The 18,243-nt window shown below is 64.4% G+C and carries 20 protein-coding genes; 10 read left to right on the top strand and 10 right to left on the bottom strand.

Translation table 11 applies throughout. The features are described from left to right. The first annotated feature begins 7 nt into the window (after positions 1-7). The 9 genes from KM031_RS17140 to KM031_RS17100 all read left to right on the top strand — a co-directional run bounded on the left by KM031_RS17140 (position 8) and on the right by KM031_RS17100 (position 7,218). Entirely contained in the window at positions 8-949 is a 942-nt protein-coding gene (locus tag KM031_RS17140; RefSeq protein WP_215505288.1) for a VOC family protein, read from the top strand. A 73-nt stretch (positions 950-1,022) separates the two neighbouring features. Then, positions 1,023-3,371, top strand: coding sequence for a xanthine dehydrogenase family protein molybdopterin-binding subunit (locus KM031_RS17135; RefSeq protein WP_215505289.1), 2,349 nt, complete (start codon positions 1,023-1,025; stop codon positions 3,369-3,371). Further along, positions 3,368-3,784, top strand: coding sequence for a cupin domain-containing protein (locus KM031_RS17130; protein ID WP_215505290.1), 417 nt, complete (start codon positions 3,368-3,370; stop codon positions 3,782-3,784). The genes KM031_RS17135 and KM031_RS17130 overlap by 4 nt, the downstream gene beginning before the upstream one ends. A gap of 3 nt (positions 3,785-3,787) precedes the next feature. Continuing rightward, complete coding sequence (locus KM031_RS17125) at positions 3,788-4,075, top strand: YciI family protein (RefSeq protein ID WP_215505291.1); 288 nt, start codon at positions 3,788-3,790, stop codon at positions 4,073-4,075. A gap of 1 nt (position 4,076) precedes the next feature. After that, on the top strand, positions 4,077-4,568 hold the full coding sequence (locus tag KM031_RS17120) for a (2Fe-2S)-binding protein (RefSeq protein WP_215505292.1): 492 nt from the start codon (positions 4,077-4,079) through the stop codon (positions 4,566-4,568). Then, a complete protein-coding gene (locus tag KM031_RS17115; RefSeq protein WP_215505293.1) occupies positions 4,555-5,352 on the top strand; it encodes an FAD binding domain-containing protein in 798 nt (265 codons plus the stop codon). The genes KM031_RS17120 and KM031_RS17115 overlap by 14 nt, the downstream gene beginning before the upstream one ends. A 20-nt stretch (positions 5,353-5,372) precedes the next feature. After that, positions 5,373-5,774 carry a RidA family protein gene (locus KM031_RS17110; RefSeq protein ID WP_215505294.1) on the top strand — a complete coding sequence of 134 codons (402 nt, stop codon included), beginning with the start codon at positions 5,373-5,375 and terminating at the stop codon, positions 5,772-5,774. 11 nt (positions 5,775-5,785) lie between these two features. Further along, positions 5,786-6,394, top strand: coding sequence for an SRPBCC family protein (locus KM031_RS17105; RefSeq protein ID WP_215505295.1), 609 nt, complete (start codon positions 5,786-5,788; stop codon positions 6,392-6,394). Beyond that, positions 6,391-7,218 (top strand): GntR family transcriptional regulator, encoded by an 828-nt coding sequence (locus KM031_RS17100; RefSeq protein ID WP_260692172.1) that lies wholly within the window; start codon positions 6,391-6,393, stop codon positions 7,216-7,218. The genes KM031_RS17105 and KM031_RS17100 overlap by 4 nt, the downstream gene beginning before the upstream one ends. Positions 7,219-7,248: 30 nt before the next feature. Here KM031_RS17100 and KM031_RS17095 read toward each other — a convergent pair whose 3' ends face one another. From KM031_RS17095 to torT, 8 genes are all read right to left on the bottom strand, one after another. Then, positions 7,249-7,923 (bottom strand): ribonuclease activity regulator RraA, encoded by a 675-nt coding sequence (locus tag KM031_RS17095; RefSeq protein ID WP_260692171.1) that lies wholly within the window; start codon positions 7,921-7,923, stop codon positions 7,249-7,251. Positions 7,924-7,961: 38 nt separating this feature from the next. After that, positions 7,962-8,336 (bottom strand): hypothetical protein, encoded by a 375-nt coding sequence (locus KM031_RS17090; protein WP_215505297.1) that lies wholly within the window; start codon positions 8,334-8,336, stop codon positions 7,962-7,964. 13 nt (positions 8,337-8,349) lie between these two features. Beyond that, entirely contained in the window at positions 8,350-8,727 is a 378-nt protein-coding gene (locus KM031_RS17085) for a nuclear transport factor 2 family protein (RefSeq protein WP_215505298.1), read from the bottom strand. A gap of 3 nt (positions 8,728-8,730) precedes the next feature. Further along, positions 8,731-9,738 carry an ABC transporter permease gene (locus KM031_RS17080; RefSeq protein ID WP_215505299.1) on the bottom strand — a complete coding sequence of 336 codons (1,008 nt, stop codon included), beginning with the start codon at positions 9,736-9,738 and terminating at the stop codon, positions 8,731-8,733. Positions 9,739-9,769: 31 nt separating this feature from the next. Then, positions 9,770-11,275 (bottom strand): sugar ABC transporter ATP-binding protein, encoded by a 1,506-nt coding sequence (locus KM031_RS17075; RefSeq protein ID WP_215505300.1) that lies wholly within the window; start codon positions 11,273-11,275, stop codon positions 9,770-9,772. A 32-nt stretch (positions 11,276-11,307) separates the two neighbouring features. After that, positions 11,308-11,895 carry a carboxymuconolactone decarboxylase family protein gene (locus KM031_RS17070; protein WP_215505301.1) on the bottom strand — a complete coding sequence of 196 codons (588 nt, stop codon included), beginning with the start codon at positions 11,893-11,895 and terminating at the stop codon, positions 11,308-11,310. Positions 11,896-11,920: 25 nt separating this feature from the next. Continuing rightward, positions 11,921-12,502, bottom strand: coding sequence for a carboxymuconolactone decarboxylase family protein (locus tag KM031_RS17065; RefSeq protein ID WP_215505302.1), 582 nt, complete (start codon positions 12,500-12,502; stop codon positions 11,921-11,923). Between the two features lie 84 nt (positions 12,503-12,586). Next, on the bottom strand, positions 12,587-13,684 hold the full coding sequence (gene torT, locus KM031_RS17060; RefSeq protein WP_215505303.1) for a TMAO reductase system periplasmic protein TorT: 1,098 nt from the start codon (positions 13,682-13,684) through the stop codon (positions 12,587-12,589). 106 nt (positions 13,685-13,790) lie between these two features. Between torT and KM031_RS17055 the strand changes: the two genes are divergently transcribed. Continuing rightward, positions 13,791-15,206 (top strand): GMC oxidoreductase, encoded by a 1,416-nt coding sequence (locus KM031_RS17055; protein WP_215505304.1) that lies wholly within the window; start codon positions 13,791-13,793, stop codon positions 15,204-15,206. A gap of 14 nt (positions 15,207-15,220) precedes the next feature. On the opposite strand, the gene KM031_RS17050 is transcribed toward KM031_RS17055, so the two are convergent. Beyond that, complete coding sequence (locus KM031_RS17050) at positions 15,221-16,804, bottom strand: GMC family oxidoreductase (RefSeq protein ID WP_215505305.1); 1,584 nt, start codon at positions 16,802-16,804, stop codon at positions 15,221-15,223. 2 nt (positions 16,805-16,806) lie between these two features. Beyond that, the gene (locus KM031_RS17045) at positions 16,807-18,234 is read right to left on the bottom strand and encodes an NAD-dependent succinate-semialdehyde dehydrogenase (protein ID WP_215505306.1); all 1,428 of its coding nucleotides are present in this window, start codon (positions 18,232-18,234) and stop codon (positions 16,807-16,809) included. Positions 18,235-18,243: the final 9 nt, after the last annotated feature.

Raw genomic sequence — 18,243 nt, 5'->3', positions numbered from 1 at the left:
GGGCATGATGGATAAAGTGAACCTGCTCGACGTCGGTTATACCGCCTATCAGGTGACCGACCTTGATCTGATGGAACGGTTTCTGATTGATTTCGGCATGACCCGCTCTGCCCGCACCGCCGATGCGCTTTACATGCGCGGCTCGGGGGCCAACCACCATGTGCATGTGGCGCGGCTGGGGCCTGACAATCGCTTTCTGGGGGGTGCCTTCACCGTGGCAACACGGGCAGAGCTGGACAAGGCGGCCCGCATCCCCGGCGCGTCCCCTGTCACCGCGATCACCGATCCCGGTGGCGGGTTTCGTGTCACGCTGACCACCCCCAACAAACACACGATCTGGATCGAGCATGGCGTGGCCACCGTGCCGGAAATGCCTGTGCGGCGCTCGTATCGCATGAACTTTGCGTCGGAACACCTGCGCCACAATTCGGCGGTGCGGCAGCGGCCCGAAGCAACGCCGGTGTTGCGGATCGGGCATTTCGTGCTGTGGGTGCCGGATGCGCTGTCCGAGATCACCTGGTTCACCGATCATTTCGCGCTTTGCCCCGCCGATTACATCTGCGCCCCGGCAGAGCCGGAGCCGATCACCGTGGGCACTTTCCTGCGCTTTGACCGTGGGGCGGAATTTGTCGAACACCACTGTATCCTGATCAACAAATCCAAGCACTTCGGCTGCCACCATTCGTCTTACGAGGTGCTGGATCTGGATGCCGTCGCCGCAGGCCACGATCATCTGGTCGCGAAGGGCTGGACGCTGGATGCCGGTGTGGGCCGCCATTATCTTGGCAGCCTGATCTATGATTACTGGCTGGACCCGTTCGGCAACCGGATCGAACATTATACCGACACCGATGTCATCAATGACGCCTATGTCCCGGTGCGGTTTGTCGGTGGCGCGCATGAAACGACGCAATGGGGCATGGCCCCGCCCGATACCTTCTTCGATTGACGCCCTGCCCAAGGCGCCCCCGGCGCCTGAGGACCGCCCCCCTGCCCGCCCGCACCAGAGAATGTGAGCTGTGATGACACATGCCCCCGACACAGGTATCTTCGGACAGCCAGTTACCCGGCGCGAGGACGCACGGCTGGTGACCGGCGCCGGGCGCTACGTCGATGATGTGGTGCTGCCGGGCATGTTGCACATGGCGCTGGTGCGCAGCGATCACGGCCATGCGCGCATCCTGTCGGTCGATACCACGGTGGCGGCTGCGGCGGATGGCGTGGTGGCGGTGCTGACCGGGGCCGATTTCGCCGCACTTGGCTGGGGCGATCTGCCTTGCGAAAGCATGGTGCCCGCGATCACCCGGGGCCAGTGGATCCGCACCCCGTTTCCCGCCCTGCCGATGGACCGGGTGCGGGTCATCGGCGATCCGGTGGTGCTTGTCATCGCCGAAACCCGCAGGCAGGCCCAAAGCGCGGCAGAGCTGGTCGACTGCGCCTATGAGCCCTTGCCGCTGGTGGCCACGCTGGAGGCGGCCCTGGCCGAAGGCGCGCCGCAGCTGTATCCCGACGCGCCAGGCAACCTGTGCTTTGACGCCACCATCGGCGATGCGGCCAAGGTGGCAGACGCCTTTGCCGGGGCGGCCCATGTCGTCAGCCTGACAACCCGGCAGCACCGCATTGCCCATGCCGCATTGGAGCCGCGCGGCTCCATCGGCATCCATGATGCGCGTGACCAGCGCTGGCATCTGATCACATCCACCCAGAATCCGCATTCGGTGCGGCGCTTGCTGGCCGAAAACGTGTTGCAGGTGCCCGCCCATCAGGTGCGCGTCTCGGCGCAGGATGTTGGTGGCGGCTTCGGGCTGAAGGGCCGGCTTTACCCTGAGGATGTGCTGGTGCTGTGGGCGGCCCGGCATACCGGGCGGCCGGTGAAATGGGTGGCCTCGCGCTCTGAAGCGTTCCTGAGCGATTTTCAGGGCCGCGATCAGATCGGCAGCGGGCGGATGGCCTTTGATGCCGAAGGGCACATTCTGGCGCTGGAGGCCCTGACGCAGCACAATCTGGGCTGTCGGCTTGGCCCGGCGACCGGCGTGTCGCCGTTCCTGTCGGCGCGGATGCTGGCCGGGCCTTACGCCATGCCCGCCGCGCATGTGCGGGTGCAGGGCGTCTTTTCCAACACCCGCACCACCACCAGTTACCGCGGCGCAGGCCGGCCGGAAGCCACATATTTTCTGGAGCGGATGCTGGACAAGGCGGCGGCGCAGATCGGGCTTGATCCGGTGGAGATCCGCCGCCGCAACCTGATTGCCGCCACAGACATGCCCTACAAGACGGCGCTGCTGGATACCTATGACTGCGGTGATTTCGCCGGTGTGCTGGACACGGCGCTGAAGCTGGCGGATTGGGACGGCTTTGCCGCCCGCCGGGCCGCCTCGGCGGCGCAAGGCAGGCTGCGCGGGCGCGGGCTCAGCTTTTTTGTCGAAGTGTCGGCGATCAGCAATGAACGCATGGCGGTGCAGTTCGATCCGACCGGACATGCCACCATCATCGCAGGCACGTTCAGCCACGGGCAAGGCCACCATACCGTCTATACCCAGATGGTGCATGGCTGGCTGGGCCTGCCCTATGATCAGATCGGTTTTGTCGAAGGCGACACCGATCAGGTGCCCTATGGCGGCGGCACCTACGCCTCACGGTCGCTGACGGTGGGCGGATCGGCGCTGCGTCAGGCCTGTGACGCCATTCTGGCCAAAGCCACCCCGATTGCCGCCTGGCTGATGGAGGTTGCGCCCGAAACGCTCAGCTTTGCCGACGGCATGTTCACCGCCACCGGCAGCAACACGGCGCTGTCGCTGACCGAGGTTGCCAAGGCCAGTTACCGCACCATGGGCTTTCCCGCCCATCTGGGCGTGGGACTTGAGGCGGTCGGAACCTATACCGCCACCCCGCAGAATTACCCCAATGGCTGCCATATCGTCGAGGTCGAGATCGACCCGGATCTGGGCACGGTGCATCTGGCCCGCTATGCAGCGGCCGATGATGTGGGGGTGGTCGCCAATCCCATGCTGCTGGAGGGCCAGCTGCACGGATCGGCGGCGCAGGGCATCGGGGCCGCGCTGATGGAACAGGTGGTCTATGATGCGGAAGGCCAGCTTCTGACAGCGGCCTTCACCGAATATGCGATGCCACGCGCGCATCACATGCCGCCGATCGTCTCGGCGCTGCACCTCACGCCCACAAGAACCAACCCGCTTGGCGTCAAGGGCGGGGCCGAGGTCGGTACGATCGCCGCCCCGCCCGCCATCGTGCAAGCCATTGAACACGCGCTGGGGCCACAGGCCGCAGGCACCCTGACCATGCCGGTCACCCCCGCGCAGATCCTGCGCGCCCTGACCCCGGCGCCACGACAAGAGGAGGAAACCCCATGACCCCCGACACTCTGGAAGTTCTGATCCACGACAAAGACCTGAAGGCCGAAAACTGGCTCAACTTTCCCGAATACGGCTTCCGGCAGTATTTCCTGTGGAAAAACCCGGCCACTGGGGCAAGCATCGCCCTGCTGGAATATGATGTGGGCGGCGGGATCCCGATCAAGCATTCACATGCGTCGAACCAGTTCATGTACTGTCTGGAAGGCGAATATGCCTATACCGACAGCGACATCGTGCTGAAACCGGGGGCCTTTTACATGAACCCCAAGGATCATCCGCATGGCCCGACCGTGGCGGTGACCAAATGCCGTCTGGTCGAGATTTATGACGGCCCGCATTATTACGAAAAGCCCTCGTTCCACACCGATGACACCATCGGCGGCTTTCTTGACGGCCAGCAGAAGGGCTGAACCATGGGGCATTTTGTTGTCTATACGCGCGATGCGCCGGGGCTTGCGGCTCTGCGCGATGCCACACGGCCCGCACATATCGCCTTCATGCAATCGCTGGGCAGCGCCGCCATAATCGGCGGCCCGCTGCTCGGCCCGGATGGCGCAGAGAAGCTTGGCGGCATGTATGTGCTGGAGGCCGACAGTCTGGCCGCAGCCGAGGCCATTGCCGCGCGTGACCCTTTCGTGCTGGCGGGCCTGTTTGCGACCGTGCATGTCGATGCGTGGCGCTGGCAGACGCGGAACCTGTGACATGACCCGCAATGCCCCCCTCACCCTGACCGTGAATGGCCGCGAGGTCAGCCGCACCATCCCGCCGCAGATGCTGCTGGTCGAATTCCTGCGTGAGGAATTGCGCCTGACCGGCCCGCATGTCGGCTGCGATACCACGCAATGCGGCTGCTGTGCGGTCCATCTGGACGGGCAGGTGGTGAAAGCCTGCACCGTGCTGGCGATGCAGGCGCAGGGGCATGTGGTGCAGACCATCGAAGGCATGGCCGGTGCAACATTGCATCCGATGCAACAGGCCTTCATCGACCATCACGCGCTGCAATGCGGCTATTGCACCCCCGGCATGATCATGACCTGCATCGCGGTGGCCCGCGACCACGCCCCCCTGACCGAGGCCGAGGCGCGGCGCCAGCTGGAAGGCAATATCTGCCGCTGCACCGGATACAACAACATCGTGGCCGCCCTGCTGGACGGGCAGGCGAGGATGCAGGGGGGGGACGATGTATCCGTTTGACTATCAGCGCCCCACCACCTTGTCCGAGGCGCTGGAGATCCTGCGCACCGATGTCGAACCCCGCCTGCTGGCCGGGGGGCAAACCTTGCTGCCGGCGATGAAACACCGCCTGACCGCCCATTCCACGCTGATCGACCTTCAGGCAATCACCGCGCTGTGCGGCATCACCGTGCAGGACACCACGATCACCATCGCCGCGATGACCCGCCATGCCGAAGTGGCGGCCTCGGCTGACATTCTGGCGCGGATCCCGGCCTTGTCGGCGCTGGCAGGCGGCATTGCCGACCCGCTGGTGCGCAATATGGGCACGCTGGGCGGATCGGTGGCCAATAATGATCCCGCAGCGGATTATCCGGCGGCGGTGCTGGCCCTGGGTGCCACCATCCACACCGACCGCCGCCAGATCGCGGCGGACGCGTTCTTTACCGGCATGTTTTCCACCGCGCTGCAACGGGATGAAATCCTGACCGCCATCAGCTTTCGCAGGCCGGATGCGGCGGGCTATTTCAAGGTGCCGAACCCGGCATCGGGCTATGTGACCTGCGGTGCCTTTGTCGCGCGGTTCGGTGCAATTACCCGCGTTGCGATCAACGGGGCCGGTCCTTGCGTGTTCCGCGACAGCGCCGCCGAAGCCACACTTTCGGCCGATTTCACACCGGACATCGCACGGACCCTGCGCTTTGATCCCGAAGAGCTCAACGAAGATTTGCACGCCGCCAAAACCTACCGTGCGCAGATCCTGCCCCATGTCATCCGCCGCGCCGTGATCCGTGCGCTGGCCTGACCCTCCCGAAAGGACATCCGATGACCATTACCCGTTACACCAGCCCACTTGTTGCCGAACCCATTGCCGGCATGTGGTCCAACTGCCTTGTGGTGGATGGAATCGCCTATCTGTCGGGCCTCACCTCGCGCAATGCCGATCTGATTACCATTGATGGGGCGGATGAATATGAGCAGACAAAGATCATCCTCGGCAAACACAAGGCCCTGATCGAGGCTGCGGGCGGGCAGATGTCGGATTTCACCAAACTGACCATTTATGTCACCCGGATGCAGCACCGTCAGGGCGTGTGGAAAGCCCGCGCCGAGTTTTTCAGCGGTGATTTTCCGGCCTGCTCGCTGGTGGAGGTGTCAAACCTTGCCGGGCCGACGATCTATGTCGAAATCGAAGGCATCGCCCATATCGGCAAGGGCCGCCGCTGAAGGAGCGTGGAATGGAACTTTCCGGTGAAACCGTCATTGCCGCCCCGATCCAGACCGTCTGGGCCGGGCTGAACGACCCCGCCATCCTGCGCGCCTGCATTCCGGGCTGTGAAGCGCTGGATAGGGTCAGCCCGACCGAGATGACGGCGCGTGTGGTCCAGAAGATCGGCCCGGTCAGCGCCAGTTTTACCGGCCATGTCACCCTGTCGGAGATTGACGCGCCGCAGTCGTATCGCATCACCGGGCAGGGATCGGGCGGTGTGGCCGGTTTCGCCAAAGGCTCGGCGCTGATCCGGCTGGAAACGGTCGAGGGGGGCACGAAACTGTCCTATACCGTCGAGGCAGCCCTGGGCGGCAAGATCGCGCAACTGGGTTCACGGATGATCAAGGGCGTGGCCAATGCGCTGGCGGGCCAGTTCTTTCAGCGCTTTTCCGAAGTAGTCACCGGCGGCGAGGTTTCCGCGACACCTGCCCCCGCCACCCTGCGGATACCCGCGCCCGGTGCTGTGGTGCCCATGGCTGCCGTCGCCGGGGTCAGCTGGCGCAACTTTGCGCTGGCCGGCTGGGCCACGGCGGCGGTATTTGCCCTGATCGCCCTTCTGTTGACACAGCAGGTGTGATCCGTGACGGAAGGTCGCAGGAAAATCCGTTCGCAGAGCGCGATTTTTTTATGCGCTTTGGCTTTGCTCTGATATATTATCAAAGTATCAGGCGTGTTTCAGAGCAAAGTATAAGGTTGCAGGATAAAATGACCGAGTCGCAGAAACCCACCCTCGCGCAGCGTTCAGGCAGGCCGCTTTCGGCCGCCTCCAAAACCCTTTCCGAAACGGCATATGACATGCTGAAGGAATTGCTGATCTCGGCGCAATATGTGCCGGGCCAGTTCTTGCAGGAAAGCCAGGTGGCCGAAGATCTTGGCCTTGGCCGCACGCCGGTGAATCAGGCCCTGCACCGCCTGCAACAGGAAGGTCTGGTCGAGATCATCGCCCGCAAGGGGATTCTGGTTCGGTCGGATTCTCTTTCCGAGATCCATCTGGCCCTGGAAGCGCGCGCGCTGGTGGAACCCTTCTGTGCCCAGCTCTGTGCCGAACGCCGGACCGAGGCGGAATTTGCCGAGCTGGCAGCGATTTGCGCCCGGTTTGATTCCGGTCACGAGACGTTGGACAAAAAGACCCTGATGGAATGGGACAGGCTGTTTCACAACAAGATCGGTCAGTTTTCAGGCAATCATCTGGTGGGCGATTTCCAGAGTGCCATCCATGACCGCATGTCGCGCATCTGGTTTCTGCCCACCTGGCATTTCCATGATTTCAACATGACCGGCAGCGAACACGGCGCAATCCTTGAGGCGATCCGCATCCGCGACGGTCAGGCCGCCGCCACTGCGATGCGGGCGCATGTCGACAGCCTGCGCCAGCGGATCATCTCGGCCTCGCCGCATTGACAGACCGGATGGCGCGCAGGCGCCATCCCGCTACACAGCCGGGCCGTCTTTCCACAATGCGAATTCGGCGCGGCTTTCTTCTGTCGACGGGAACAACCCGAAGATCGAACGCCCCTGCGCCACCTGCTCTGCCGCGAAAGTCTCGTATTCCGTCATCGCCATCGCCTCGGCGGCGACCTCATCGGCCAGATGGCGGGGGATGACAATCACACCGTCGCTGTCTGACACCACGATGTCACCGGGATAGACCGCAACCCCGCCACAGCCGATCGGCAGGTTCAGATCAGCCGGATGGTGCCGGATCGGGCTGGAGGGCGTGGCCGGTCCGCTGTGAAATGCCGGAAACCCAAGGGCCGCGATATCGGCGGTGTCACGAAAGCCGCCATCCGTCACCGCCCCGGCGCAGCCGCGCGCCTTCAGCCGCGCGATCATGATATCGCCTGCCGAGGCCGCCCCCCTGTCGCCGCGCGCGTCGATCACCAGCACATGCTCTGCCGGGCATTCCTCGATGGCGCGGCGCTGCACATGGGTTGGCAGCGCGTAATCCTCCATCGTGTCCAGATCCTCGCGCGCGGGAATGAACCGCAGCGTGAAGGCGGGGCCGACCATACGCACCGCCGAAGGGGACAAAGGGCCGACCCCCTGCATCACGCGGTTGCGAAAGCCCCGTTTGAACAGCACGGTCGACAGGGTGGAAATGCTCACGGCCCGCAGCTGCGCCTGCGTTTGCGGTGACAGCGCGCTCACAGCGTTGCCGCCGCCAGCCCGAGGATACCACCGCAGAGCGCGATATGCTCGATCAGGAAAAACTTGTGGATCACCGCCTCATGCGGGTCGGCATAGGTCCAGAACCGATGGAACAGCGCGTCCGCGGTCAGGGTGAACAGGATCAGCATCAGCGCCCCGATCATCGCCGTCGGCGTATAGAGCAGCAACACGCTGCCCACCAGGCTGAGCGCAATTCCTCCCGCGAACAGAACTGGCCCCCCCGGCACCCCGATGCGCCGGAATTCGGCCAGATGATGCCCGCGCGCACCCAGGTTGAAAGGCACCGACCACAGGAAATAGCCTGCCACGCAGAGGCGGCCAATCAGGTTGAGGATCTCGGGGGATGTCATCGCAATCTCCGTTTCAGAACATGGTATTGGTGTGGGCCAGCCTGGGCGGGACCGGCTGAACACAGTCCCAGTGTTCCACGATACGGCCCTGTTCCAGCCGGAAAATGTCCATCACCGCCGCGCCGCCATCTTCTGGCGTGTCTTGCCAATGGGCATGGACGGTCACGAAATCCCCTTCGCTGAACATGCGCTTCACGGTAAAGACAGACTGTGGATGCGCGGCAAAAAACGCAAGAAAATGCGCGCGAAAGGCCTCTTTTCCATCCGCCACCTCGGGGTTGTGCTGGATGTAATAGGGGCCAAGACACCGGTCGATCCCTTCGTCCACACGATGACCATTGAACACGGTGGCGATGAAATCGGCGACAACGGCTTTGTTTGCGGCGGTCATCGGTCAGCCTGCAATCAGACGGGTGCGGATCTGGTCGGCAATCAGCGCGAGGATCAGAATGGCCCCCAGCACGATCTGCTGCACATAACTTTCGACCCGGATCAGGTTCATGCCATTGGTCAGGATCACGATGAACAAGGCCCCCAGCAGCACATCACGCACCTTGCCATTGCCCCCGAACAGCGACACACCGGCAATCACACAGGCGGCGACCGATTGCAGGCCGTAGGGTTGGCCGTTCAACGCCTCGGCAGAGCCGGTGCGGGCCAGAAACAACACCCCGACAATCGCCGCCATCAGGCTGGACAGCAGATAGGCCAGCATCAATTGCCGTCTGGTATTGATCCCCGACAGCTGTGCAGCGCGGATGTTTGATCCCACCGCGTAGAAATAGCGGCCCACCGTCGTGCGGTTCAGCAACAGCCACATCGCGGCAAACAGGATCAGCGTGACAAAGACCGCAGGCGCCATGCCCAACACCCGACCATAGCCCAGAAAGCGCATGAAATCGTCGGGGATCTGCGTCACTGGCAGGCCCTTGGTCATGCTCAGCGCCACGCCGACCAGACTTGTCATCGTGCCAAGCGTCATCATGAAGGGCGGCACATTCAGCAAGGCCACGCCAATGCCGTTGATCAGGCCAACCACCAACCCCGCCGCGATCCCCCCGGCAATAGCCGTGGCAAAGACAAGCGCCGTTGCCTCGGGGAAGGCGAGGCCCATGGATTTCAGGATCAGCGCCGTCACCACCCCGGCAAAGCCGACAACTGCCCCCACCGACAGGTCAAGCCCCGCCGTCAGCAACACGACCGCCTGCCCCATGGCGATGATGATCAGGAAGGTCGATTGCCGGGCCACGTTGAAGATGTTCAGCGACGACAGGAAACGGCTCTCATTCAGCGCAAAGAAAATGACCACACCCACCAGCAGGAACGGCAGGATTCCCAGATGGATGAAGGCCGTCTTCAGCAAGGTGCCGGGTCTGACGGTGGCGAGCGGGGCTGTTGTCATCGGATGTCCTTTCGGATCGGAGAAGAGGGGGTCAGGCGGCGGAGGTGCCGAAAAAGCCGTGCAGCACACGCGCTTCCGAGATGTCATCCCGCGCCATCTCGTCGACGATGCGGCCATTGCTGACGACCAGCAGGCGATGGCTGAGGTTCAGCACTTCGGGCAGGTCAGAGCTGACCATCAGCACCGCCCCGCCGGCCTCGACCAGCGCCTTCAGAAAGGCGTAGACTTCGACCCGCGCAGACACATCAATGCCCACGGTCGGTTCATCAAACAGGAACACCGCCGTATCGCGCGCCATCGCCTTGGCGATCATGATCTTTTGCTGGTTGCCGCCAGAGTATTTGACCACCAGCTTGTCCAGATCCAGCGGATGCACCCGCAGCCGCGTGCCCAGACCTTCGGCAAAACCGCTTTCCTGCCGGGTCTTGAGCCAGCCCCACCAGGACAGCACCTTTTGGCCAAGCGCCGACAGGGTCAGGTTTTCCCGTGTGGGGCGCATCAGCATCAGCCCCTCGCTGCGGCGGTCAGAGGTGATATAGGCCACCCCCAGATCCAGCATCCCGCGCGGCGTCGGGCTGGCGACCGCCTGCCCCTTCACGGTGATCTGACCCGCCGCAAAGGGGTGCAGCCCGAAACAGGCGCGCAGGATTTCGGATTTGCCGCAGCCGACCAGCCCGGCAATGCCGACAATCTCGCCCGCGCGCAGCTCCAGACTGGCCTCGCGGATGGCGCCGTTGGCGGCGGTAAGACCGGCAATCTGCAACAGGGTCTGGCCCGGACGATGGGCGATGTCGGGATAAAACTGCTCGAAGCTGCGGCCGGTCATCAGCTCGACCAGTGCTGTCTGCGATGTGCCCGCCACATCGACCGTGGCGATGAAACCGCCATCGCGCATCACGGTAACCCGGTCGCCGATCGCCTCGATCTCTTTCATGCGATGGGTGATGTAGATGATGCCAACCCCCGCCGCCTTCAGCGCCCGGATCAGGCCATACATCGCCTCAGTTTCCTTCTGCGACAGCGATGCCGTGGGTTCATCCAGGATCAGAACCCGCGGATCGGTCAGCAGGGCCTTGGTCATTTCGACCATCTGCTGTTCGGCGCGCGACAGATGCGCCACAGTGGCCGTGGTCGGGATGTCAAACCCGAAGCGGTCCAATGCGGCGCGGACCCGCGCCCGCCTGTCGCCGGTTTTCAACAGGATGCCACATCGGGGTTCAGCACCCAGAAACACATTCTCTTCGACCGTCAATTGCGGCGCGAGGCTGAATTCCTGAAACATGGCCGCAACACCATGGCTGCGGGCGTGTTGCACATCGCGGAACGCCACCGGCTGTCCGTCACGCAGGATCACCCCCTCATCGGGGCGCAGCGCGCCGCAGATCACGTTGATGAGCGTGGATTTGCCCGCGCCGTTTTCTCCGAACAGCACATGCACTTCACCGGCACGCAGCGTGAAATCCATGCGTTTCAACGCCTGAACCGCGCCGAAGCGTTTCGAAATGCCTTTGGCCTCAAGCAGCGGGGTGTCGGTCATCGGGTCAGGCTCCATCGGGCACGAAGGCGGGATCAGGCGTGGGGGTGAAGCGTCCACCCCATCGGGACAAGCAGGGTTTCGGCAGTCTGGCGCGGGGCCGCTTCCAGAGTGGTGGCGGCCATGTCGTTCCAGCGGTTCAGAAAGGCGTGCCAGCAGATCAGGCCAACGATCAGCAGGATCTGCGGCGCGGGAAAATGCGCGCGCAGCGCCGCCATATCCGCGTCGCCCACCTCGCCCGGCATCCGGGCGGCGTTGCGGCACAGGCGCAGCACCGCCCGCTCTGCCGGGCTATAGACCGGCGCGGTTTCCCAATCGTCCACCGCCTGCAGCTTCGCGGGCGACAGGCCCAGTTCTTCCGCCCCATGCGCCAGATGCGCGGCGGAATACATGGCCCCACTGAACCATGAAAACGCAAAGCCGGTCAGGCGGCGGATCGGCTGGGGCAGACGGTCATCATACCACAGCGCCCCGGCCAGCGCGTCGGTCGCGCGCAGGAAAGCCGGGTGATGGCCAAGGGTCAGGAACGAATTGGGGATATAGCCGTGATCGGCGCGGATGGCGGCCAGCGCCGCCGCAAACTCCGGCAGATCGGCCGGTGCCAAAGGTGCGAAGCGTGACATCAGCGTGATCCCTGCCCCCCGTTCTTCACTGGGTCAAGGTCCAGCCAAGCCCGCGCAGATTGGCCGAGGCCCATTCATAGGGCACATCTTCCAGCCGCGTTCCGGCGATTTCGTTCCATTTGTTCAGGAAGGCCATGTAGCAGATCATGCCCGCAATGAAGGTGGCCACCTGCACACCGTAATGGGCCTTCACCGCCTCGACATCGGCATCGGTCACTTCGCCCGGAATGCGCGCGGCATGGCGGCACAGGCGCAGCACGGCGCGCTCTGCCTCGGTATAGACCGGCGCGGTTTCATATTCGAAGATCGCCATGATCTTTTCCCGCGCCAGTCCCAGCTCTTCGGCGCCGCAGGCGCAATGCGCCGACGAATAATACGACCCGGCGTAATGGCTGTAGGCAAAAGTGACCAACCGGCGCAGCGGCTCGTCCACCGTGTCAGGATACCAGATCGCATCCGACATCGCCCCCACGGCGTTCAACAGACCGGGATCGCGGGCCATGGTGAGGAATGAATTCGGCACATAGCCGATGGAATTGACCATGCCCTGAAAGATCGGTTCGTATTCGGCAAGGTCCTGGCGCGGCAGCGGGTCTATACGGGGCATCGGGGTCTCACAGGCTCAGAAGAAAAAGGGAAACGGGTGGCACCGAGGAGCGTGTGGCACCACCCGTCACGGCGTCAGATGCCGTTATTCAACGGACATCGTGGCCTGCCAGTCGGCGGGGGCGAAATTGGCCTCCGGCACCACATCCACATTGGCGGCATTCACCAGCGTGACGGCAGGCACCGCATCGGTGATCGTGGCCTTGCCTTCCAGCAAGCGCACCGCCATATCCACCGCCAGCCGGTTGATGATGATGGAGTTTTCAACCACAACCCCGGCCACATCCCCCGCCTTGATCGGTTCGATCAGATCCGGGGTGATGAAGCTGCCATACAGCGCCATGTCACCGACCCGGCCCTGTTCCCGCAGGGCGTTCAACGCGGATTCGATGCTGGTGCCCATGCCGACGATGAAATCCAGCTCGGGATATGTCACCAGAACATCCTCGATCAGCGGCTGCTGATCCAGACGGCTGGAGCCGCCATAGGCCACCTTCTCGATCACCACATCGCTGCCCGCCACGGCGGCGGCAAAGCCAAGCTGCGTATCTTCGGACCAGGCCACACCCGCAGGACCGGGCAGGACCACGGTCGACACCTTGCCCGAACCGGCAGCATGGGCGGCGGCAAGCGTCTTGCCGATGACATCGCCCACCGCCTTGTAGGTCACCACCACGCGGCCATCTGCCGGGCCGTCAATGCCGATGTTCACATCCACCACTTTCACGCCCTTGGCGCGCGCTTCCGAGATCTTCTGGTTGAAGGCCGTCGGCGACACGGCCATGATCAGGATCGCATCCGCCCCCAGCGTCACGCAATCATCGAACTGCGACAGCTGCGCATCCAGATTGCCATAGCCCCCGGCATCGAACACCGTCAGGCTGGCCCCCAGGCGCTTCACCTCTTCGACCGTGCCGTAAAGATAGGCGCGGATGATGTCATTGGTGGTGTGCGGCACAAGGAAACACAGGTTCCACTTTTTCGTCACGTCGGCGGCATCCAGCGCCGTATAGTCCACCGGCTTGGCATCAAAGGGGGCCACCGCCGTATCGCGCAGCGTATCCATCGCCATGACCGGAAATGTCCAGCTTTCGGCAGCGGCCGTCAGCGGCGCAAACAGTCCCAGCACACCCAGCAGCGCAGCAGCCGTGCTGCCACGAACGGCATTCATCCGCAGTTTCATTCCCGTTCTCCCTGTTGTCACCGCTTTGTCGCGGTTGACTTCTTTAATATTTCAGTAAAATATCAAGGCAACATCAGGCTGTCAACGATTATGAAATGAGGCAGGCATGGCACGGAAACTGAACGCAGATGTGGTGATTGCAGGCTCTGGCGCCGGGGCATCGGCGGTGGGGGGCGAACTGGCCGCGGCGGGGCTGCGTGTTCTGGTGCTGGAGGCGGGGCCGCAGCGATTCTCGCCGCTGGGCACCCATGTGCGCAGCGTTTTTACCTCGGAGGCGGATCTGTCGAAGGTCGGGGATCTGATCTACACCGAGATGCTGGTGAACCCCGGCTTTACCGATACCCCGGTCGAGAATATCCGGGATCTGCGGGTCAGCCATGCCACGGGCGGCATGTTCGCCCTGTGGATGGGCAATTGCCCGCGCCCCGATGCCAGCGAACTGCCCGACTGGCTGCCCGCCGCAGCCTGGGAGCCGTATTTTGCCCGCGCCGAACAGCTCATGCACATCGACCTGAACGGCGGCGGGTCGGGGGAGATGTTCGAAATGCTGCTGGAGCGCACCCGCCGCGCCATCGGCCCGCGCCCCGATGGCCGCCATGTGCGGCCCATGCCGGTGGCGGCACGGCGGGTGAACGGCGTGTTCAAGATCTGCGCATCGGATGATCTGTTCTTCCGCGATGCCCCGCCGCCCGCCAATCTGACCATCCTGCCCGATTGCGTGGCGCTGGAGGTGATGACACAGGGCAGCCGCGCCACCGGATTGCACGCGCGCGACCGGGTGACGGGCGAGACGGTCGAGGTTTCGGCGGACACGGTTGTCGTGTCCTGTGGCACTGTCGGTTCGCCCAAGCTGCTGGCCGCATCGCGGCTGGAACAGCGGGCGGCACTTGGCGCCTATATCCATGAACATGCCTGCATCGGGTCGCGCGTGACCCTGCTGCCCGAGATCCGCCAGCTGATCCGCGATGACGAGCCGGTCTATTCGATCTGGATCCCCGCCAATGCGGCGCAACCCTGGCAGAACCAGCTGTGCCGCTTCACGCTCGGCTCGGGCGGCAGCCGTCTGGCCCCCGGTATCCGCGAGGTGGACAGTTCTGACATCTTCACCTTTGTGTCGATCGACGTGCGCCCCGAGAACCGCTTGCACTTCGATCCGGTCCGCAAGGATCCGCTGGGCCTGCCGCATGTCACCGCAAGCTATGGTTTCACCGCGGCAGACCGGCTGCGGATCGGTCAGGCTATGGCCGAACACTTCCTGATTGCCTCTGATGTGGGCGAGATGGAGCCGGGCTGGAGCCCGAGCCTCTATGCCTTTGGCGGATCGACGCATTTCATGGGATCGTGCCGCATGGGTGCTGTCGATGACGGCACATCGGTGGTGGATGGCGGGGGCCGCGTCTGGGGCTATGACAATCTGTATGTGGCCGACAATTCGGTGATCGGCAGCTCCAACTCCGGCAACCCGACCTTCATGATGGTGGCGCAGGCGCTGCGCACCGCCGACCGCATTCTGGCGCGGTAGGCGGCGGCGCATCGTCAGGCCCCGCGCAGGATGAAATCGGCGCAGCGTTCCCCGATCATGATCGTGGGCGCATTGGTATTGCCGCTGACCAGCGCGGGCATCACCGAGGCATCGGCGATGCGCAGCCGCTTCAGCCCGCGCACCCGCAGCTGCGGATCGGTGACGGCAAGGGCATCGCTGCCCATGCGCGCGGTGCAGGACGGATGATAGACCGTCTTGGCAAAGCGGCGGCAATGCGCTTCCAGCCCTGCCGGGCTGTCCCCCGCCGGGCCGGGAGCCAGCTCTTCGCTGACCAGCGCGCGCAGCGCCGGGGCTTGCAGGATGCGGCGGCACAGCGCCACGCCGCGCATCAGGGTGGCAATATCCTGATCGGTTGTCAGGTTGTTCGCACGGATCACCGGCAGGTCGGCCGGATCGGCGCTGCGCAGGCCCACGGTTCCGCGCGAGCTGGGCCGCAGGCAACAGGGGTTGAGCGAAAGGCCATGCCGCTGCGGGGCCTGCCGGTCGGCATCGCCCACCAGCGTCGGCACCACATGGATCTGCACATCCGGGCGGCCCGTGCCCGCCGTATCCAGAAACCCGCCCGCCTCGATGACGTTGGAGCTGAGCAATCCGGTGCGCGTCAGCAGATATTGCAGCATGTGCCGCACTGCCGTCAGGCCCCGATCCGCGCCAAACAGGCTGATCGGGTCGCGCAGCGCGCCATAGACCGATGCCGCGACGTGATCCTGAAAGTTCTGCCCCACCCCCTCCAGCCGGTGCTGCACCGCAAGCCCGTGCGGGGCCAGCGCCGCCTCGCCACCAATGCCCGACAGCAGCAGGATCTTGGGCGTGCTGACCGCACCGGCCGCCAGCACCACCTCTTCACGGGCGTGCAGCGTCAGCAGCTGCCCGTTCGCCATCCGGCACAGAACCCCGCGCACCTGATCGCCCTCCAGCAGCAGCCGTTCCACCTGCGCCCCGGTGCGGATGGTCAGGCGCGGATGGCCGCGCAGCGGGTTCAGGTAACACACCGCGGTCGAGCCGCGCCGCCCCTTGAACGTGGTGGATTGGTAAAAGCCCACCCCTTCCTGGGTCGCGCCGTTGAAATCCTGCGTCAGCGGCAACCCCGCCTGTTGCGCCGCGCGCAGAAAGGCATAGGCAAGCGGATGGCGGTGGCCGGGGTCCGATACGCGCAGCGGCCCGTCGGTGCCGTGAAAGGCATCGGCCAGCCGCTGGTTCGCCTCGGCCCGCCGGAAGAAGGGCAGCACATCGGCATAACCCCATCCGGTCGCCCCTGCCGCCGCCCAGCCATCATAATCCGCCGCGTCGCCCCGGATATAGATCATGGCATTGACGGATGAACTGCCGCCCAGCATCCGCCCCTGCGGCACGTGCATGACGCGGCCCATGGCCCCCGGCTCCGGTTCCGTCGCATAGGGCCAGGTGCGCTTGGTGCCGATCACTCGGACGAAGGTGCCCGGAATATGCACGAAGGGCACCCGGTCGCTCGGCCCGGCCTCCAGCAGCAGCACCGATTTTCCGGCCGCAACCAGACGGTGCGCCACCACCGCCCCGCCCGATCCGGCGCCGACCACGATGTAATCCACCTGTTCCATGCCTAGCCGTTGAACTGCGAAACGAATTTGGGGGTGAGATAGGACAGGATGCCCTCGGACCCGCCTTCCGACCCGTGGCCCGAGTCCTTGATGCCGCCGAAGGGCGTTTCGGGCGCGGCCAGACCGAAATGGTTGATCGACATCATGCCCGTCTCGATGCCGCGCGCCATAGCATGGGTGCGGTCGGTGCGGGTGGAAAAACCGAAGGCGGCAAGCCCGTAAGGCAGACGGTTCGCCTCGGCGATGGCCTCGGGCAGATCGGCAAAGCGGTTGACGATGGCGATGGGGCCAAAGGGTTCTTCCTGCATGATCCGCGCCGACAGCGGCACATCGGCCAGAACCGTCGGTTCAAAGAAAAAGCCGGTATTGCCGTGGCGCGCCCCGCCAGTCAGCAACCGCGCGCCTTGGTCCAGCGCATCGGCGACCAGCGCCTGCATCATGTCCAGCCGCCGGGCATGAGCCAGCGGCCCCATCTCGGTGCCCTCTGCCGCGCCATCTCCCAGCCGCAGGGCACGGGCGCGCGCGACAAACGCCGTGGTAAACCGCTCGGCCACCGCATCCTGCACCAGAAAGCGGGTGGGTGAGGCGCAGACCTGCCCGGCATTGCGGAATTTCAGCGCCGCCCCCAGCAGCGCCACCTTTTCGGCCTCGGCATCGTCACAGACGATGAAGGGCGCATGGCCGCCAAGCTCCATCGTCGTGCGTTTCAGATGCCGCGCCGCCAGTTCGCCCAGCAGCCGCCCCACCGGCACCGACCCGGTGAACGAGATCTTGCGGATCACTGGCGACGGGATCAGATGCGCCGAAATCTCGGCCGGCACACCGAACACCAGATTGAGCACGCCCGCAGGCACCCCGGCATCGACAAAACACTGGATCAGGATCATCGCGCAGGTCGGGGTTTCTTCGGGGGCCTTGGCAATGATGGTGCAGCCTGCCGCCAGCGCCCCGGCCAGCTTGCGCACAAGTTGCCCGATGGGAAAGTTCCACGGGCTGAACGCCGCCACCGGGCCGACAGGCTCCAGCATCACGCTCTGCATCACCTCGGGCTGGCGGCTGGGGATCACGCGGCCATAGGTGCGGCGGGCCTCTTCGGCATACCATTCGATATGATCGCCCGCCGATCCGGCCTCCATCCGCGCTTCGGACAGGGGTTTGCCCTGCTCCCGCGTAATGGCCTGCGCCATCGCTTCGGCCTGCGCCCGCGCATTGGCCGCCGCGCGTTTCAGGATCGCCGCCCGGTCATAGGCCGAGGTGCGCGCCCATCCGGCAGAGGCGGCGTTGGCCGCCGCCAGCGCCGCATCCAGATCGGCGGCTTCGGCAAAGGTCACCGCGCCGATGGTCTCTCCCGTGGCCGGGTTGATCACCGCACCCCGGCGCGTGCCGGACCCGGAGGTCCACTGGCCGTTGATATATAGGTTGTCGGTCATGGTCGTCTC

Origin of the sequence: Gemmobacter fulvus (assembly GCF_018798885.1) — a bacterium.
In the GTDB taxonomy this organism is placed as follows: Bacteria; Pseudomonadota; Alphaproteobacteria; order Rhodobacterales; family Rhodobacteraceae; genus Gemmobacter; species Gemmobacter fulvus.
Note: the sequence above shows the minus strand (reverse complement) of the source record. Positions and strands in the feature narration are given on the sequence as shown.

Bases quoted from the DNA above. Each gene is read 5' to 3' on its own strand.
- KM031_RS17135 (WP_215505289.1), top strand. From the start codon at position 1,023: ATGACACATGCCCCCGACACAGGTATCTTCGGACAGCCAGTTACCCGG.
- KM031_RS17045 (WP_215505306.1), bottom strand. From the start codon at position 18,234: ATGACCGACAACCTATATATCAACGGCCAGTGGACCTCCGGGTCCGGC.
- KM031_RS17065 (WP_215505302.1), bottom strand. From the start codon at position 12,502: ATGCCCCGTATAGACCCGCTGCCGCGCCAGGACCTTGCCGAATACGAA.
- KM031_RS17085 (WP_215505298.1), bottom strand. From the start codon at position 8,727: ATGACCGCCGCAAACAAAGCCGTTGTCGCCGATTTCATCGCCACCGTG.
- KM031_RS17055 (WP_215505304.1), top strand. From the start codon at position 13,791: ATGGCACGGAAACTGAACGCAGATGTGGTGATTGCAGGCTCTGGCGCC.
- KM031_RS17105 (WP_215505295.1), top strand. From the start codon at position 5,786: ATGGAACTTTCCGGTGAAACCGTCATTGCCGCCCCGATCCAGACCGTC.
- KM031_RS17130 (WP_215505290.1), top strand. From the start codon at position 3,368: ATGACCCCCGACACTCTGGAAGTTCTGATCCACGACAAAGACCTGAAG.
- KM031_RS17090 (WP_215505297.1), bottom strand. From the start codon at position 8,336: ATGACATCCCCCGAGATCCTCAACCTGATTGGCCGCCTCTGCGTGGCA.
- KM031_RS17120 (WP_215505292.1), top strand. From the start codon at position 4,077: ATGACCCGCAATGCCCCCCTCACCCTGACCGTGAATGGCCGCGAGGTC.
- KM031_RS17070 (WP_215505301.1), bottom strand. From the start codon at position 11,895: ATGTCACGCTTCGCACCTTTGGCACCGGCCGATCTGCCGGAGTTTGCG.
- KM031_RS17125 (WP_215505291.1), top strand. From the start codon at position 3,788: ATGGGGCATTTTGTTGTCTATACGCGCGATGCGCCGGGGCTTGCGGCT.
- torT (WP_215505303.1), bottom strand. From the start codon at position 13,684: ATGAAACTGCGGATGAATGCCGTTCGTGGCAGCACGGCTGCTGCGCTG.
- KM031_RS17050 (WP_215505305.1), bottom strand. From the start codon at position 16,804: ATGGAACAGGTGGATTACATCGTGGTCGGCGCCGGATCGGGCGGGGCG.
- KM031_RS17140 (WP_215505288.1), top strand. From the start codon at position 8: ATGGATAAAGTGAACCTGCTCGACGTCGGTTATACCGCCTATCAGGTG.
- KM031_RS17075 (WP_215505300.1), bottom strand. From the start codon at position 11,275: ATGACCGACACCCCGCTGCTTGAGGCCAAAGGCATTTCGAAACGCTTC.
- KM031_RS17115 (WP_215505293.1), top strand. From the start codon at position 4,555: ATGTATCCGTTTGACTATCAGCGCCCCACCACCTTGTCCGAGGCGCTG.
- KM031_RS17110 (WP_215505294.1), top strand. From the start codon at position 5,373: ATGACCATTACCCGTTACACCAGCCCACTTGTTGCCGAACCCATTGCC.
- KM031_RS17080 (WP_215505299.1), bottom strand. From the start codon at position 9,738: ATGACAACAGCCCCGCTCGCCACCGTCAGACCCGGCACCTTGCTGAAG.